14 protein-coding genes are annotated in these 15,468 nt (G+C 63.9%); 7 read left to right on the top strand and 7 right to left on the bottom strand.

Going from position 1 to position 15,468, the window contains the following annotated elements:
• Nucleotides 1-112: 112 nt before the first annotated feature.
• Nucleotides 113-427, bottom strand: coding sequence for an ATP-dependent Clp protease adapter ClpS (gene clpS, locus HV753_RS10330; protein ID WP_006220276.1), 315 nt, complete (start codon nt 425-427; stop codon nt 113-115).
• Nucleotides 428-653: 226 nt separating this feature from the next.
• Here clpS and HV753_RS10325 point away from each other — a divergent pair, with 226 nt between their 5' ends.
• Both HV753_RS10325 and HV753_RS10320 read left to right on the top strand, forming a co-directional pair.
• Nucleotides 654-899, top strand: coding sequence for a cold-shock protein (locus HV753_RS10325; protein WP_006220277.1), 246 nt, complete (start codon nt 654-656; stop codon nt 897-899).
• 95 nt (nt 900-994) lie between these two features.
• Nucleotides 995-1,507 (top strand): DUF192 domain-containing protein, encoded by a 513-nt coding sequence (locus HV753_RS10320; protein WP_246288220.1) that lies wholly within the window; start codon nt 995-997, stop codon nt 1,505-1,507.
• Between the two features lie 113 nt (nt 1,508-1,620).
• On the opposite strand, the gene pcaF is transcribed toward HV753_RS10320, so the two are convergent.
• The 6 genes from pcaF to xseA form a co-directional block, all read right to left on the bottom strand.
• Nucleotides 1,621-2,826, bottom strand: a complete 1,206-nt coding sequence (gene pcaF / locus HV753_RS10315; RefSeq protein WP_175174350.1) for a 3-oxoadipyl-CoA thiolase — start codon at nt 2,824-2,826, stop codon at nt 1,621-1,623.
• 160 nt (nt 2,827-2,986) lie between these two features.
• Nucleotides 2,987-4,408, bottom strand: a complete 1,422-nt coding sequence (locus HV753_RS10310; RefSeq protein ID WP_246288219.1) for a chloride channel protein — start codon at nt 4,406-4,408, stop codon at nt 2,987-2,989.
• A gap of 74 nt (nt 4,409-4,482) precedes the next feature.
• Entirely contained in the window at nt 4,483-6,174 is a 1,692-nt protein-coding gene (locus HV753_RS10305; protein ID WP_175174349.1) for a methyl-accepting chemotaxis protein, read from the bottom strand.
• A 286-nt stretch (nt 6,175-6,460) separates the two neighbouring features.
• Nucleotides 6,461-7,039: a superoxide dismutase [Fe] gene (gene sodB / locus HV753_RS10300; protein ID WP_175174348.1), complete on the bottom strand. Its 579-nt coding sequence runs from the start codon at nt 7,037-7,039 to the stop codon at nt 6,461-6,463.
• Between the two features lie 140 nt (nt 7,040-7,179).
• A complete protein-coding gene (locus tag HV753_RS10295; RefSeq protein WP_246288218.1) occupies nt 7,180-10,431 on the bottom strand; it encodes an ankyrin repeat domain-containing protein in 3,252 nt (1,083 codons plus the stop codon).
• 95 nt (nt 10,432-10,526) lie between these two features.
• Entirely contained in the window at nt 10,527-11,894 is a 1,368-nt protein-coding gene (gene xseA / locus HV753_RS10290; RefSeq protein ID WP_175174347.1) for an exodeoxyribonuclease VII large subunit, read from the bottom strand.
• Nucleotides 11,895-12,246: 352 nt separating this feature from the next.
• Here xseA and HV753_RS10285 point away from each other — a divergent pair, with 352 nt between their 5' ends.
• The 5 genes from HV753_RS10285 (at nt 12,247) to kdsB (ending at nt 15,392) form a co-directional block, all read left to right on the top strand.
• Nucleotides 12,247-12,870: a MotA/TolQ/ExbB proton channel family protein gene (locus HV753_RS10285; protein WP_175174346.1), complete on the top strand. Its 624-nt coding sequence runs from the start codon at nt 12,247-12,249 to the stop codon at nt 12,868-12,870.
• Complete coding sequence (locus HV753_RS10280) at nt 12,867-13,280, top strand: ExbD/TolR family protein (RefSeq protein ID WP_175174345.1); 414 nt, start codon at nt 12,867-12,869, stop codon at nt 13,278-13,280. The genes HV753_RS10285 and HV753_RS10280 overlap by 4 nt, the downstream gene beginning before the upstream one ends.
• Nucleotides 13,277-14,338 (top strand): tetraacyldisaccharide 4'-kinase, encoded by a 1,062-nt coding sequence (lpxK, locus tag HV753_RS10275; protein ID WP_175174344.1) that lies wholly within the window; start codon nt 13,277-13,279, stop codon nt 14,336-14,338. Before HV753_RS10280 ends, lpxK begins: the two co-directional genes overlap by 4 nt.
• Nucleotides 14,339-14,436: 98 nt before the next feature.
• Nucleotides 14,437-14,616, top strand: coding sequence for a Trm112 family protein (locus tag HV753_RS10270; protein WP_175174343.1), 180 nt, complete (start codon nt 14,437-14,439; stop codon nt 14,614-14,616).
• Between the two features lie 11 nt (nt 14,617-14,627).
• Entirely contained in the window at nt 14,628-15,392 is a 765-nt protein-coding gene (gene kdsB, locus HV753_RS10265) for a 3-deoxy-manno-octulosonate cytidylyltransferase (RefSeq protein WP_175174342.1), read from the top strand.
• Nucleotides 15,393-15,468: the final 76 nt, after the last annotated feature.

Here is a 15,468-nt window from a genome sequence, read left to right as displayed (position 1 = left end):
GCGGAGCTGCCGACCAACCTACCCGCGCGCTTCCCGGTGCGCGGATACTACTGCCAAGCAAATGCCGGACAGCAGAACGCCGCCATCCCTGGCGGCGCCTTCATTCTTAGTATTAAACCGGTTCCATCACGCATTGCAGCGGATGCTGGCGTGCCCGGGCATACTGCCCCACTTGCGCGATGCGGGTCGCGGCGAGGTCGCGGGGATACACCCCGCATACTCCACGCCCTTCGTGATGCACTTGCAACATGATCCGCGTTGCCTCTTCGTGGTTCTTATTGAAGAATTTTTGCAGGACTTTCACGACGAACTCCATCGGCGTGTAGTCGTCATTGAGCAACAAGACCTGGTACATCGGAGGCGGCGCGGCGCGTGCCGGTGCCTTCTCGACGGCCAAATCATGCTGGGTATCCAAGGTAGAACTCATAGGGCGGCTATTCTATTTAAACTGGGGACGCCTAACGTGTAACTTACGCAAAATTACACGCAGAAATACGTAGTTTCCATACTTGACGACACGAAGAAAAGCAGAGCATTATCAGCGCATTCTGGGGTTTTCAACTCATCGAAAATCTGCCAGGAAGCCGGAGGGGGGACAGGGGTCTTGACCGCGATGCCCTTCTGTCAACATACGATTCAATGAGGCAGTCCGCATGTCTGATACGACCGCAACCGCCGTCCAAGGGGACAATCCCAAATCGACGGGCACCGTCAAATGGTTCAACGATGCAAAAGGGTTTGGCTTCATTACGCCCGACGACGGCGGTGAAGATCTGTTCGCCCATTTTTCGTCCATCCAGATGAATGGTTTTAAAACCCTGAAAGAAGGCCAGAAAGTAGCCTTTGAAATTATCCAGGGGCCCAAAGGAAAACAGGCGCTTAATATTACTGCTGCCTGAGTGTTACCCTTAAAGTGCAACGGTAAGGTTGCGCCATTAATTCAGGCGGGGCTTTCGAGCCCCGCCTTGTTATTTCTCTATTACCAAGTCAGGCCATGCTGAAGAATGCTGTGTTGTTCCCTGTCAGTCGCACGTTGTTCAAGACAGCGTTCTTTAAATCAGCGCCATTGAAAGCTCTATCCGCGGCATTGGCCGCCGCAGCGCTCACCTTGAGCGCCGGTGCTCAGGCGCAGACCGGCCCGCAGGCGCCGCTGCCCACCACTCAGCTTTCGGCAGGCATCCATATTATCCGCGCAGAAGTCGCCAACACGGAAGCCACACGGCGCGACGGCCTCATGTTCCGCAAAGAGCTTCCGGGCAACGACGGCATGCTGTTTGTGTTTGAACAGCCCGACGTGCAATGTTTCTGGATGCGCAACACGATTCTGCCGCTCTCGATCGCCTTTATCGCCGACGACGGCACGATCGTCAACATTGACGACATGGCGCCACAAACCGAAGATCCGCACTGCGCGAAGAAGCCCGTGCGCTATGCGCTGGAAATGGCCCAAGGCTGGTTTGACGAGCACGGCATCAAGGCCGGGCGAAAAATCGACGGCCTGCCCTGAGCGGCACGCTCAGGGGCGCCAGCGCCCCCTCCAGATACGACAAGGGAGCCCCGAAGGGCTCCCTTTTCATTCCCGCTCTGAATGGGCAGCGGGAAAAAAACAACACTCGGGCGTCAGACGCGCTCGATGATCATCGCAATGCCCTGCCCCACGCCGATGCACATCGTGCACAGCGCATAGCGGCCGCCGGTGCGGTGCAGTTGGTTGATCGCGGTGGTGGCCAGACGCGCGCCACTGGCGCCCAGCGGATGGCCCAGGGCGATCGCGCCGCCGTTGGGGTTCACGCGCGGGTCGTTGTCGGCAAGGCCCAACTGGCGCATCACGGCCAAGCCCTGGGCGGCGAACGCTTCGTTCAGTTCAATCACATCCATCTGGTCGAGGGTCAGGCCGGTTTGGGCCAACACCTTCAGCGTGGCGGGCGCCGGGCCGATGCCCATGATGCGCGGCGCAACGCCGGCAGTGGCCATGCCAACCACACGGGCGCGCGGGGTCAGGCCGTGACGGGCAGCAGCCTTTTCGTCGGCGAGCAGCAGCGCGGCAGCGCCGTCGTTCACGCCCGAGGCGTTGCCGGCCGTGACGGTACCGCCTTCACGGACCACGCCCTTCAGCTTGGCCAGTGATTCCAAGCTGGTTTCACGCGGGTGCTCGTCCTTGTCGACGATGATGGCATCGCCCTTTTTCTGGGCGATCGACACCGGCACGATCTCGGCGTCGAACACGCCTTCTTTTTGAGCACGGGCCGTCTTCTGCTGGCTGGCCAGCGCGAACAAGTCCTGGTCTTCACGGCTGATCTTGAAATCGTCGGCGACGTTCTCGGCCGTCTCGGGCATCGAGTCCACGCCGTACTTCGCCTTCATCAGCTTATTGATGAAGCGCCAGCCGATCGTCGTGTCATAGATGGCGGCGCTGCGCGAAAACGCGCTGTCGGCCTTGCCCATCACGAACGGGGCGCGGCTCATGCTTTCAACGCCGCCGGCCAGCATCAGCCCGGCTTCGCCGGCGCGGATGGCGCGGGCGGCGGTGCCGATGGCGTCCAGGCCCGAACCGCACAGACGGTTGACGGTGGCGCCGGGCACTTCAATCGGCAAACCTGCCAGCAGCGTCGCCATGCGCGCGACGTTGCGGTTGTCTTCCCCAGCCTGGTTTGCGCAACCCATGATTGCGTCGTCCAGTTCTTCCCAGCGTACGCCAGGATTGCGCGCTACCAGGGCCTTGATGGCGACGGCAGCCAGATCGTCAGGGCGCACGCTGGCCAGCGCGCCGCCGTAGCGGCCGAAGGGAGTGCGGATCGCATCACAAATAAAGGCATTCACGGTCATGAGAAGCTCGGAGTGAAGTGAGAAAAACGGGATCGGTCGATGTTAACGCAGCGCTTTTCGCGCCAAGTTGGTGCAAGGCGATCATGTCCGCCACACGGACAGTGTCCAGTAGGTGTTCACCCTGATAGGGCGCGGCACGCACCATTCTCGTGCATGGCAATCAGGCCACGGGCGGCTTGGCGCCAGCAGCCCCTGCTTCCGATTTTGCCGCGCGCCCGGCTTCCACAATTGCCTGGCGACGAAAGCGTCCGGCGGCCAGATGGTAGAACGGCTGCGGGCAGAATTGGCGCGACACGCCGGACGCCAGCAATGATCCCACCAGCAACCAGAACAGCATGGGCTGGCTGCCCGTCATTTCCATGACCACCACGCTGGCCGTCAGCGGCGCCTGCGTGGCCGCGGCCAGGAATGCCGCCATCGACACCAGCACCAGCACGCGCTGGTCGACGCCCTCGCCCGCCAACTGCCAGATGTGCTGGCCGATGCCGGCGCCCGTCGTCAGGGCCGGCGTGAAAATGCCGCCAGGAATGCCCGCCCAATAGGAAGCGACGGTAGCCGCCATCTTGGCCAGCCCGAAACCAGCAGGCGCGGTGTCATGGCCCGACAGCAGGTTCGCCGCCACGCCGTAGCCCGTGCCATAGACGCTGCCCGCCGTGCACAGGCCGATCACGGCCAGGACCAAACCCATGATGAAGGCAGTCCAGATAGGATGCGCGCGGATCCAGGCACGCCAGGCCGCCGGCGCGGAACCGGCCGCCCCCTTGCCCAGCAGCCGCGCGAAAATGCCGCCCAGCGCGCCATTGAGCGCGCCGCAGATGACAACCCACATCACCATGCCCTGTGTCAGCGGGGCGCCGCCGAAGACGCCGAAGTATGGGTTGTTGCCTTGCACGGCCACAACCAGGAAGCCTGCCGCCAGCACGCCGATCAGCACCAGCCGCTGCCATCGCAGCACGGTGCCACGGCCCAGTTCCTCGATGGCGAAGATGACGCCGGCCAGCGGCGCATTGAAGGCGGCGGCCAACCCGCCCGCCGCGCCTGCGGCGATCAGTTCGTTGGCATGAAAGCCGCGCAGCTGCACGCCACGCCGTTTCCAGAAGTCGCCCCAGGCCAGCATGAGTGCGGCCCCGACCTGCACCGACGGCCCTTCACGGCCAATCGATGCACCAGCCAGCATGCCCAGAAACGCAAGCGGCACTTTCCATAGCGCCTGGACCAGCGACACCAGGCTGCTCTGGCTGGGACCGGGAGGCAATGACAATGCGCCGATGACTTGGGGAATGCCGCTGCCCGACGCATTGGGCGCGAATCGCAGCGTCAGCCAACGCAAGGCCGCCAGGCTGAATGGCAACACCACCAAGGCCAGCCAGCCGTTGTGGCCGACCCATTCGCGATTCCAGTCCAGCGCCTTGTCGGCCAGATAGGCAAAGCCCAGCGACATCAGGGCCACCAGGCCGGCGCCGCCCAACAGCAAGGCCATTTGCAGGCTCTTGCGCGACAGGCGGTTGATCTGGCGCACCTTTCGGCGCATCAGCCGGCGCACGCCTGTGGCGGTTCGGCGGAAAGAATCACTCAGGCTCATGGGCTGCGAGATAGCGGCGGGAAGTGGCTAACCTTACCACTCCAAGCTGACCAGCAGCCCACAAGACTGCCCGCTTAAAACGTGGACCAGTCGTCATCCGACGCTTGGGCCAGCGCACGGCGCGCTGGAGGCGCCACGGTCTTGCGCGGCGCGACGGATACGGCCTGCACAAGCCTTGTCTGTGCATCGCGCGCCGAACCCGCTCCCGCCTCGACCTTGAAGCGGCGCACTTCCTGCGCCAAGCGAGAAGCCTGTTCCTGCATGCTGCCGGCAGCCGCGGCGGCCTCTTCGACCAGCGCGGCGTTCTGCTGCGTCACGGTGTCCATCTGCGCCACGGCCTGATTGACCTGGCCGATGCCCGAGGATTGCTCTTCGGACGCGCTGGCGATCTCGCGCACCAAGACGGCCACTTGGCGCACACTGTCGACCACGTCGCGCATGGTGCGGCCCGCTTCGTCGACCTGGCGCGTGCCCCCTTCGACTCGCGCGGCCGATTCATCGATCAAGGCCTTGATTTCCTTGGCAGCAACGGCCGAGCGTTGCGCCAGCGTCCGGACTTCACCCGCGACCACGGCAAAACCACGGCCCTGCTCCCCCGCGCGCGCCGCTTCCACGGCGGCATTGAGCGCCAGGATGTTGGTCTGGAATGCAATGCCGTCAATCACGCCCGTGATGTCGGCGATGCGGCGCGAACTATCGGCAATGGCGCTCATGGTCTGCACCACACCTTCAACCACTTCTCCGCCCCGCACCGCGACGCTGGACGCCTGGCTGACCAGGCGATCGGCCTCGCTGGCGTTGTTGGCGTTTTGCTGCACGGTGCTGGTCAGCTCTTCCATCGACGCCGCGGTCTCTTCCAGCGACGAGGCCTGTTCTTCCGTGCGCTGCGACAGGTCGGAGTTGCCTTGCGCGATCTGCGACGAGGCCGAGGCGATGCTCTCGCAGCCATCGCGCACGTCCGCGACGATGCGGGCCAGGCTTTCATTCATGGCCTTGAGCGCGCCCATCAGATCGCCCGTCTCATCACGGGTGGAAACCTGAATATTGGTCGTCAAATCACCAGCGGCGACCTGCCGAGCCGCCTTGACGGCCTGCTCCAGCGGACGCACGATGCCGCGCGTGACCAGCCACCCGAGCAGCATGCCAATGGCGACACCCGCCACGGCCAGCGCAATCATCACCGCGCGCATCGTGCCATACAGATCGGTGCCTTCCTGCACGGACTGCGCGGCGACCTTCTCCTTGCCCACCGCCAGATTGGTCATCAAATCATCCAGCTTTTGCGACGAGACAATCACCCGTTTTTCGATTTCAGCCACGCGCGGATCCGTCTGCGTCAGCGACTGCGACTGCGCTGCGGCAAAGAACGCAGCGGACTCGCGCTTCCAGACCTGCTCCGTTTCCGCGAATTGCGCCAGCAGGCGCTTGCCTTCTTCCTCATGGAAATTGGCGGCAGCCTTCTCGCGCAGGGCGTCCATGTTCTTGACGGCGTCGTCAAACTGCTTCTTGAGCGCCTGACGCTCCTGATCGCTGGTGGCAGCCAGATAGCCGCTGCGGGCACGGCCCGCGTAGATCAGATTGATATTGGCTTCTTTCAAATCCGAAATGCCGCGCAGCTCGGTGTCGTACAACCGGTCGTTCATTTCATTGATGCGTGACAACCCCCACACGCCAAAGGTCCCGATCGCACCGCCGATCACTGCAACCAGCAAAAACGCGCCCGACAGGCGCGCTCCAATCCGCAAGCCCGAAAATAACCGCAACATGCTTCCCTCTTCCCTATAGTTACCCCGGTTTATGGCGGGCAAGCCGCAGTCGTTGGCCCCGTGGGTCAGTCTCAGACCGATGGCAACAATAGCGGGAGGGAAATCTAGGGATAACCCTAAAGAAAAGGATGTTTTCTTGTTATTTCGCCGCAATGAATTCGACAATCGACAGGGCGACGAAAACTGAATTTTTCCTGAACAAAAAAAGAAAAACCCCTCGGACATGCGAGGGGTTTTTCATCAGGCGCCGCGGTGCGCGCACCGCGGATGCTGCCTGCCTTGCCGATCAGGCAAAGTTCTTGGCGGCGAACTCCCAGTTCACGAGCGCCCAGAAGTTCTCCAGATACTTGGGACGCGCGTTACGGTAGTCGATGTAGTAAGCGTGTTCCCAGACATCACAGGTGATCAGCGCCTTGTCGGCGGTGGTCAGCGGCGTCGCGGCATTGCTGGTGTTGACGATATCGACCGAACCGTCAGCCTTCTTGACCAGCCAGGTCCAGCCCGAACCGAAGTTGCCGGCTGCCGACTTGTTGAACGCTTCCTTGAAAGCGTCGAAGCTGCCCCACTTGGCATTGATGGCGTCAGCCAGCTTGCCCGAGGGTGCGCCACCGGCCTTGGGAGCCAGGCTGTTCCAGTAGAACGTGTGGTTCCAGATCTGAGCGGCGTTGTTGAAAATGCCACCCGAGGACTTCTTCACGATGTCTTCCAGCGACAGCGTTTCGAATTCCGTACCCGGGATCAGGTTGTTCAGGTTCGTGACGTACGTCTGGTGATGCTTACCGTAGTGGAACTCCAGCGTTTCCTTGGAGATATGCGGAGCCAGCGCGTCCAGTTCGTAAGGCAGGGGGGGAAGAGTATGTGCCATGTGTTGGTTCCTTCTGTTGAGTGCACGATCAAGCCGTTCAATTGTATCGGCAACTAATGAGGATACCTTGTTAAACCCGCGCCTGCGCGGGGTTAACGGACACATGTGCTTATGACTGGGATGCCTGATTTTTGTAAACGCTACTCTTTCTCGTATCGCAGTTCCCGGCCGCTGCTGGCTTCGACCAATGCGCCGTCTTTATGCAACGCCAGTGTCTTGTGCAATGGCGCGGTGGCAGCGGATTCAGGCAAGGTCAGATCGACGCGAACCGCGCGCGTCGCGGCATCGATCTTGCTGATGTCCACATCGTGCCAGCGCGCGCCGGCGGGCAGCGGCACATAGACGGCCATGGCTTTCAAGGCGCCCGGTGCGATCGGCGCGCTGACGCCGTCCGCGCCTTCGGATTGGCGTGGCGTGCCGGCGTAGTCGGCTTCGGCCGACGACATCGCCACGTCCACTTTCACGGGACGATCCTGGTAGTACACCCGCACCGTCAATTGGCCGGGTTGGGCCGGCCGCGTGTCCGCGCGCACGTCCGCAATGGCCGAGTACGGCTGGATGGGCGGCGAATCCAGATAGACGTGCCTGCCGTCGCTGCGCCAGGTGCCGCGTGCCACGATATCGACCGCGCCATAGCTCATCAGATAGTCGAAACTGCCGTCGCCAGACAGCAGCAACTCGCTGCCCACTTCGCGCATGCCGCGCAGGTAATAGTGGCCGGGCAGGCCGCCGGACGACGCCGATTTGCTGACCGCCTTGCCGCCCGCTCCACGCAACGCCACCGGCTGCGCGCAATCCGTGATGCCGGCCACGCCCGCCGCTTGCAAGGCGCGGCCGAATTCGGGCGCTGATTGGCACGACAGCGTGGCTTGGAAGGATTGCCCGGCGGGCGCGCTGGCGGTATCGAAGCGTGCATCATGACGCGCCAGCATCGCCAGCATCCCGGGCTGTCCGGTCTCCAGCGCGACCCATGCCGCGCTACGGCCCGCCGCATCGGCGGAATCCGGACTGGCGCCTGCTTCCAACAACGCCTCGGCCAAGTCCGCACGACCCAAGGTGATCGCCATGTTCAACGCGGTATCGCCCTTGCCCAACGGCGCGTCCAGGTCCATGCCGGCCGTCTTCAATTGACGCAACACCTGCACCACCGTGTCATGGCGCGCCACCGTCAATTGACGTCCATGCAGCAACAACGACACGATGCGCTGCGGCAAAGGCTCAGCATCGTGGACGCAGGCAACGGACTTGCCCGTGAATCCTGCCCGCGCCAATTCGGCAAAATAGCCGGGCTTGTCCAGCAGGATGAATTCACCATTCTGGGGCATGCACGCATCCGACACACGCTGGCCATTGGCCTGCGACACGCGCTGCACCAACGCCATGTCGCCTGACGCCACCGCGGCATTCAACAAGGCATACGGCGCGGGCGCTTGCGGCAGACGCGGGTCATCCAGGCGCGCGCCAGCGCGCAGCAAGCGTTCCAGCATGGCGTTGCCGTCCTGCCGGGCAATCAGCCAGTACAGCGCGCTCTCTCCTTCCGGCGTCAACGCCAAGGGATCTGCCCCCTTGGCCAGCAACTTCTCGATGATCGCGTTCTGACGCAGAGCAACCGCCAGCAAAAGCGGCGGCGTGCCCTGTCGGTCGTCGCGCGTTTCGCCTGACGGGGCCGCAGCAACCGTGCGCGGATTGACCGGCACGCCGGCATCGATCAACGTCATGGCCGTCGCTTCGTCGCGGTTCTCCAACGCTTGGCGGATGGCCTCCGCATCCAGCGTCTTCAAGTCAAATCCCGCATCGACCAATTGCCGCAACATCGCAGCGCCCTGCTTGCCGCGTTGGCGCAGCACCCAGGCCAGGGGCGAATGGTCGGGCCCGCGCGACAACGCCTGCAAGGCGTCTGGCGTCATCGCGGCCAGCAGCACGCGCAGCATCGAAGCATCATCTTCTTGAATCGCGATTTCCAACGCCGACTTCAGGTCATAGCCCTGATGTTTCAAGCCCGGGTCCGCGCCGGCAGCCAACAAGACCCGCACGGCATCCGGCTTGTGCGCCAACACCGCATCGGCCAAGGGCGTGTTGCCATACTGTTCGGCGGGATCGCCTTCCACCGGTGCCCCCAGCGACAGCAGGCGCTGCAACGTGACGACATCACCCTGTTTGGCAGCCAGATTCATGATGGGCCGACTGGCCGTTTCGATCTTGGTGAAAATCAATTCCGATGACTCGGTGATCGGCCCGCGTTGCGCGAACGGCATACCGGCACGCAGCAGCTGCGACGCGATCTCGGGGTGGCCGCCCTCGACCGCGGCTTGCGCGGCATCCAGCCACGCATCACGCTCGACGCTTGCGCCCTGGCCGGTCGCCGACACCTCGCGCGGCCCCAATTCCATCAACGTGGACACAGCGCCCGCATTGCCCACATACGCCGCAAGCGCCAGCGCGGTCAGCCCATCATCGTAGGCCGGCTTGCTGCCACGGGCGGCCAATGCCTGCAAGGGTGCCGCGCCCTCGGTCATTTCCACCATAGGCGCCCAGGCCAGAAAATCCGCCGCAGGGCGGACTCGGCCTTGCTCGTCAGTGAAAAGACGGCGCAGGGACTCGTCAGCGGGCTCGTCAACATACATAAAGGGCCGCGTCGCGCCGGCATTGAACAAGGCCAGGACCATGCGCGTCATATCCTGCCGGCCCACCAGACGAGGCAGATAGGTCATGCGTACCGCAAATTCAAAATCGCGGTTCAACAGGAATTCCAGCGGTTTGCGATTGTCGTCGCCGCGCTGATCCGGCTTGGCGCCAGCCGCCAACAAGCGGTCCATGATCTCGGGCGTGCCGTACAGCAAGGCCAGGTGCAAGGGCGGACGCCGAGATTGGTAAGTCACGTCATCCAACGCTGGCTTCGTGGCCAGCAACGCAGTCAGCATGCGCATGCGGATCGGCAGAATCGCTTGATAGCCTTCACGGATGCGCGCGACCTCCTCGGGCGTCATGCTCCAGTAGACGTCTTTGGATCGCAAGCTGCGCGGCGGCATCAGCAAGAAATGCAAGAGCGGCACGCCTTCAAGTGCGTAGTCACCTGGATGGTCCACCTGCGCCAACGCGGTGGAAAACGCACCTTCGTCGCTGCGCGTGACGGCGTCAAACAACGCTTGGGTCTGCGGTGTATCGGCCTGCTTGTACTCGCGATAGGGCGAATCGCAGTCGCAAGGCGGCGGTGATCCCTCGCGAGGGGCTTGCAAGGTTGGATCGGTCTTCACCCCTTCGGCCACGGGCACGGAAGCCTTGACCGTGGCGGGGGCCGCGGTTGCAAGGCGGGCCGTTGCCGCTTGCCCCAGCACCAACGCCGTTCCGGCCAAAACGCCGGCCATCCATCCCAAGCCTCTGTGCTGCGTCATCGCGTTGCCCTTGATTGCATGGAACTACTCCGCGCGCCGATTGCAGTATCGCTGGCCGCACGCCATGCCGCGCATGGCGGCCGGCCGCCAGAGCGTCAGGTCGCGTCGCGGGTCTTGCGTGTTTGCTGCACTTCGACCTGGGCACCACCTTGCGCAAAGCTCAGGTCCAGTGCCTGGCCCGTGGCCAACGCCGTGGCGTCACGCACGATCCGGCCCTCAGCATCGCGCGCAATCGCATAGCCACGCGCCAGCGTATTGCCCGGATCCAGCGCCCGCAGTTGGGCCGTGGCCGCAGCCAGCCGATTTCGGTTCTGGACCAGCAGGCGAGCATGCGCTTGCCCCAATTGGCGCACGGCGCCAGCCAGGCGATCGGCGGCGCGGCCCGTATCAGGCACGCGGTGCGTCAAGCGCTGGGCCAGCAGGTTGACTCGCGCGGTACGCCGCCCTTGCGGCCCGGACCAAGCCGAGGCCAGCCGGAACCGCAAGCTGTTCAGACGTTCCCGTTGATGCTCCAGTCGCTGCGCTGGAGACACCAGTTGCGCCGCGGCGCGGTCCAGGCGCTGCGCGGCGCGTTCCAGACGGCGTTGCTGCCCACGCGCCATGGCTTGGGCGGTTTGCATCACGCGGCCCAGCAATTCCGAGCGCGGCGCGCAGGCCAATTCAGCAGCGGCGGTGGGTGTCGGTGCGCGCACATCGGCCACGAAGTCCACGATGGTGAAGTCGGTCTCGTGCCCGACGCCGCTGATCACGGGAATCTCGCTGGCCGCCACCTGACGCGCCAGGTCTTCGTCGTTGAAGCTCCAAAGGTCTTCAATGCTGCCCCCACCGCGCACCAGCAACAAGGTGTCGACTTCGGCGCGTTGGTTGGCCATCCGCACCTGGGCCGACAGACGGCCGGCGGCATCCGCGCCCTGAACCGGGGCCGGATAGATGATGACAGGCACCTGGGGAGCCCGCCGGGCCAGCGCCGACAGCACGTCGCGCAACGCGGCGGCGTGCAACGAGGTCACCACGCCGATCGCACGTGGCAGGCGGACAGGGTCGCGCTTGCGAGCCGGATCGAACAGGCCTTCAGAGGCCAATTGCTCTTTCAGGCGTAGAAATGCTTCATATAGATTGCCCAGCCCTGCCCGACGCATGGCATCGGCCTGCAACTGGTAGTCGCCACGGGGTTCATACAGGGAAACCCTGGCCCGGATCTCAACCTGGTCACCCGCACGGGGCACGAAACCCACTGCGCTGGCGCGGCTGCGGAACATGACTGCCCGCACGGAGGCCCGGCTGTCCTTGAGCGTGAAGTACCAATGCCCGGATGCCGCCAGCGTGAAGTTGGAAATCTCTCCGCGCACCCATATTGCGGGGATGCTGCGCTCCAACAACTGCCCCACTGCTTGGTTTAGCTGGGCAACCGTCAGGATATCCCGCGTGAATGCGTTGTTTGTGACTGCAAATTCAATTGTCATGAGGCTTTCCGATGCGTACCTGTCCACAGGGCATACGTAGCGGGCCGCAATGATACCGCGTCCACAATTTTTTGCAGCAGCGGCCCCGATAGCCAGCATTTTCAATGCAACTCATTGATTTATATGCAATTTTTACAAAAACACGGTTGCGCTCTTTTGAAGCAAACAAGCGCAAGCCCTGGGCCCATAAGCGTTCTGGCGGAGTTTTGCACAGAATTATCCACAATTTCTGTGGATAATTCGGGGGTCGACCCGCCTTGCCACAACCCCGCCGCACCGTTACAGTTTCGGCTTGATCAGATGCCATTGCGCGCCATCCCGCCCGCCATGGTTTCCCCGGGAGTTGAACGCTTTGCTTTCCATTTTGCGCGAGGCCGGCTGGCCTATCTGGCCCCTGCTGGCAACATCCGTGCTGGGTCTGGCGCTGATCTTCGAGCGCTTCCTTTCCCTGCGCCGAAGCCTGATCCTGCCGCGCGGCCTGAACGAGCAGGTTGCGGACATGCTGCGCAACCATCAGGACACCCCCGAATCGATCAACCGGCTGGAACGCAATTCGCCGCTGGGCAGGGTGTTGGCCGAAGTGATGCGTCACCGTCATCTGCCCCGTGAGGAATTGCGCAATGTGGTCGAGGACACCGGCCGCGCCGTGGCCCATGACCTCAGCCGCTACATTCCTGCCATTGGCACCATCGCCGTCGTCGCCCCGCTGATGGGACTATTTGGCACCGTCGTCGGCATGATCGAGATTTTCGGCTCATACACGCCTGGCGGCGGCGACCCGGCCCAACTGGCGCGCGGCATCTCGATCGCGCTGTACAACACCGGTTTCGGCATCTTGATCGCGATTCCCGCCATGATTGCGCACCGCTATCTGCGCAGCCGCGTGGACGGCTACCTCAGCGCCATGGAGCAATCCGCGTCGCGGCTGGTTCGCGCCGTCACGTCGTCCCCCGCCTCGCGTGAGGGGCATTCATGAATTTCCGCGGCTCCCGGGGTGATCGCGATGAGCTGGACATCAACCTGATTCCGCTCATTGACGTTCTGCTGGTCATCCTGATCTTCCTGGCAGCGACCACCTCGTTCGCGCGATTCACGCAATTGAAGGTGACGCTGCCTCAGGCCTCATCCGAACAGGACACCCCGCCCGCGCTGGAAGTTGCCGTCAGCCAGGATGGGCGCTATGCCCTGAACGGCACGCTGATCGACGTTTCCACGCCCCCCGAAATTGCCGACGCCCTGCGTCAGGCCGCGGCCGGCAAGACCGAGCCGCTGGTCGTCATCAACGCCGACGCCCAGGCCACCCATCAATCCGTGATCAACGTCATGGAAGCCGCCCGGCTGGCCGGCATCGGCCGCGTCAACTTCGCCGCCCAGACCTCCCGGTGACCGCCAAGCGCCCTTCAACCTCGCTGCTGGCTCGCCAATGGCAGCACGGCGGCTGGCTTTCGACCCTGTTATTGCCCCTGTCCGCCCTGACCGCATGGGCGGTTGCCCGCAAGCGCAGGCAGTACCAGGACGGCTCACGGCCCGCCTACCGCGCCCCCGTGCCGGTGGTGGTGGTTGGCAACGTCTACGTGGGCGGCACCGGCAAAACCCCCATGGTGATCGCCACGGTCGAAGGGCTGCGCGCCCGGGGCTATACCCCGGGCGTGGTCAGCCGGGGCTACGGGGTCAAGATCGGCCCGCATGCCCGCGTTGGCATCGGTGCGCTGGAGGCGGCCCGCTTTGGTGACGAACCGGCACTGATCGCCCGTGCCACGGGCGCCCCGGTATCCGTGCATCCCAAGCGCGCCCTGGCGGCCCAGGCCTTGCTGGATGCACACCCCGCCGTGGATGTCATCGTGTCCGACGACGGCCTGCAACATCTGGCGCTGGCCCGCGATATCGAAATCGTGGTGCAGGATGAACGGGGGGTGGGCAATGGCCGCCTGCTGCCCGCCGGGCCATTGCGCGAGCCCGCCAGCCGTTTGCAGGAAGTTGACGCAATCATCACCAATATCGGTACGCCCGATGGCCGCCCTGCCCTGGCAACCGGCGCTCGCCCGCGACAGGTGCGGATGTGGCTGGAACCGGGCGAGGCGCGTCGCATTGAAGGCCGCGGCACGCGCCCGCTGTCCGCCTTTGCGGGGCAAGCGCGCATCGCGGCAGCGGCCGGCATCGGCAACCCCGAGCGCTTTTTCACGACGTTGCGCGCCGCTGGCCTGACGCTGGACGCGACACTGCCGCTGCCGGACCACCACGACTATGCCGACTCGCCCTTCCAGGCGCTGGCGGCGGACACCATCCTGGTGACGTCCAAGGACGCGATCAAGTGTGCCGACTTGCACGATGCCCGCTTGTGGGAGGTTCCGGTGCAGGCTGCGTTTTCAGACCCGCAATTGTTCGACTGGCTGGCGCAGGCCTTGCGCCAGCCCAAGAGTCGCTCAAAACATGACATTCATTGACAGACCAGGGGGCTCGCGGCGTTCCGGCCACGAGCCAATGCCGTTCTTCCCGGGAAGCCCGGGGCGTCCACGCCCAAAACTGTTTTAGAATCGCGGTCATGGAATCCCGACTTCTCGACATCCTTGTCTGCCCCTTGTGTAAGGGCCGCCTCGAACACGACCGGCAGCAAGCCGAACTGGTTTGCCGTGCCGACCGCCTGGCCTTCCCGCTGCGAGACGGCATTCCCGTCATGCTGGAGTCGGAAGCGCGCGCGCTGGACGACACCACCGCCACCTGACCCGCCCCATCGTGAGCTTCATCGCCCTGATTCCGGCTCGGACCGCTTCGACGCGCCTGCCCGACAAACCGCTTGCCGACATCGCCGGCAAGCCGATGGTCGTCCGTACGGCCGAACGCGCCGCGCTGTCAGGCGCGTCACGGCTGTACATCGCGACGGATGACATCCGCGTGCAGACGGCCGCCCAGGCGCATGGCCTGACGGCCCTGATGACGCGCGGCGATCATCCCACCGGCACCGACCGCCTGGCCGAAGCCGTGGACCAATTGGGCCTGCCCGATGACGCCATCGTGGTGAACGTCCAGGGCGATGAACCGCTGATCGAACCCGAACTCATCGACGCGGTCGCGACCAAGCTCCAAGCCAACCCCGATGCCGACATCGCCACCTGCGCATGCCCGCTGGCCGACGCCGAGGCGCTGTTCAACCCGAATGTCGTCAAGCTGGTTTGCGCCGCCAATGATCGCGCCCTGTATTTCTCGCGCGCGCCCATTCCCTGGGCCCGCGACGCGCTTGCCTCGGGTGCGCGGGTGCTGGCAGAAGGCTTGCCCGCCTGGCATCACATCGGGCTTTACGCCTATCGCGTGTCCTTCCTGCGCCGCTTCCCGACCCTGCCGCAAGGCGTACTGGAACGGTTCGAGTCGCTGGAACAGCTGCGCGCCATGGAACATGGCCATCACATCGTCGTACACCGGGCGTCCAGCCCCCCCGCGGCAGGGGTAGATACCCCGGCGGATCTGGAGCGCGTCAGGTTGATCTACAGCAAACAGATATAAGGGTTATTTCCCATGGCGCAGCTCCGCATTGGCTGCTGCATTGCGGCATAATCCCCCGGATCACAAAAAATAAACC

The sequence above is a fragment of the Achromobacter pestifer genome, assembly GCF_902859625.1.
In the GTDB taxonomy this organism is placed as follows: domain Bacteria; phylum Pseudomonadota; class Gammaproteobacteria; order Burkholderiales; family Burkholderiaceae_B; genus Achromobacter; species Achromobacter pestifer.
The sequence above is the reverse complement of the archived record's forward strand: the minus strand, read 5'-3'. Positions and strand labels throughout refer to the sequence as shown.

What these genes read in the sequence shown, in the direction of transcription:
- clpS (WP_006220276.1), bottom strand. Translation starts at nt 427, where the DNA reads ATGAGTTCTACCTTGGATACCCAGCATGATTTGGCCGTCGAGAAGGCA.
- HV753_RS10305 (WP_175174349.1), bottom strand. Translation starts at nt 6,174, where the DNA reads ATGTTGCGGTTATTTTCGGGCTTGCGGATTGGAGCGCGCCTGTCGGGC.
- HV753_RS10295 (WP_246288218.1), bottom strand. Translation starts at nt 10,431, where the DNA reads ATGACGCAGCACAGAGGCTTGGGATGGATGGCCGGCGTTTTGGCCGGA.
- pcaF (WP_175174350.1), bottom strand. Translation starts at nt 2,826, where the DNA reads ATGACCGTGAATGCCTTTATTTGTGATGCGATCCGCACTCCCTTCGGC.
- HV753_RS10320 (WP_246288220.1), top strand. Translation starts at nt 995, where the DNA reads ATGCTGAAGAATGCTGTGTTGTTCCCTGTCAGTCGCACGTTGTTCAAG.
- HV753_RS10280 (WP_175174345.1), top strand. Translation starts at nt 12,867, where the DNA reads ATGAATTTCCGCGGCTCCCGGGGTGATCGCGATGAGCTGGACATCAAC.
- xseA (WP_175174347.1), bottom strand. Translation starts at nt 11,894, where the DNA reads ATGACAATTGAATTTGCAGTCACAAACAACGCATTCACGCGGGATATC.
- sodB (WP_175174348.1), bottom strand. Translation starts at nt 7,039, where the DNA reads ATGGCACATACTCTTCCCCCCCTGCCTTACGAACTGGACGCGCTGGCT.
- HV753_RS10270 (WP_175174343.1), top strand. Translation starts at nt 14,437, where the DNA reads ATGGAATCCCGACTTCTCGACATCCTTGTCTGCCCCTTGTGTAAGGGC.
- HV753_RS10325 (WP_006220277.1), top strand. Translation starts at nt 654, where the DNA reads ATGTCTGATACGACCGCAACCGCCGTCCAAGGGGACAATCCCAAATCG.
- HV753_RS10310 (WP_246288219.1), bottom strand. Translation starts at nt 4,408, where the DNA reads ATGAGCCTGAGTGATTCTTTCCGCCGAACCGCCACAGGCGTGCGCCGG.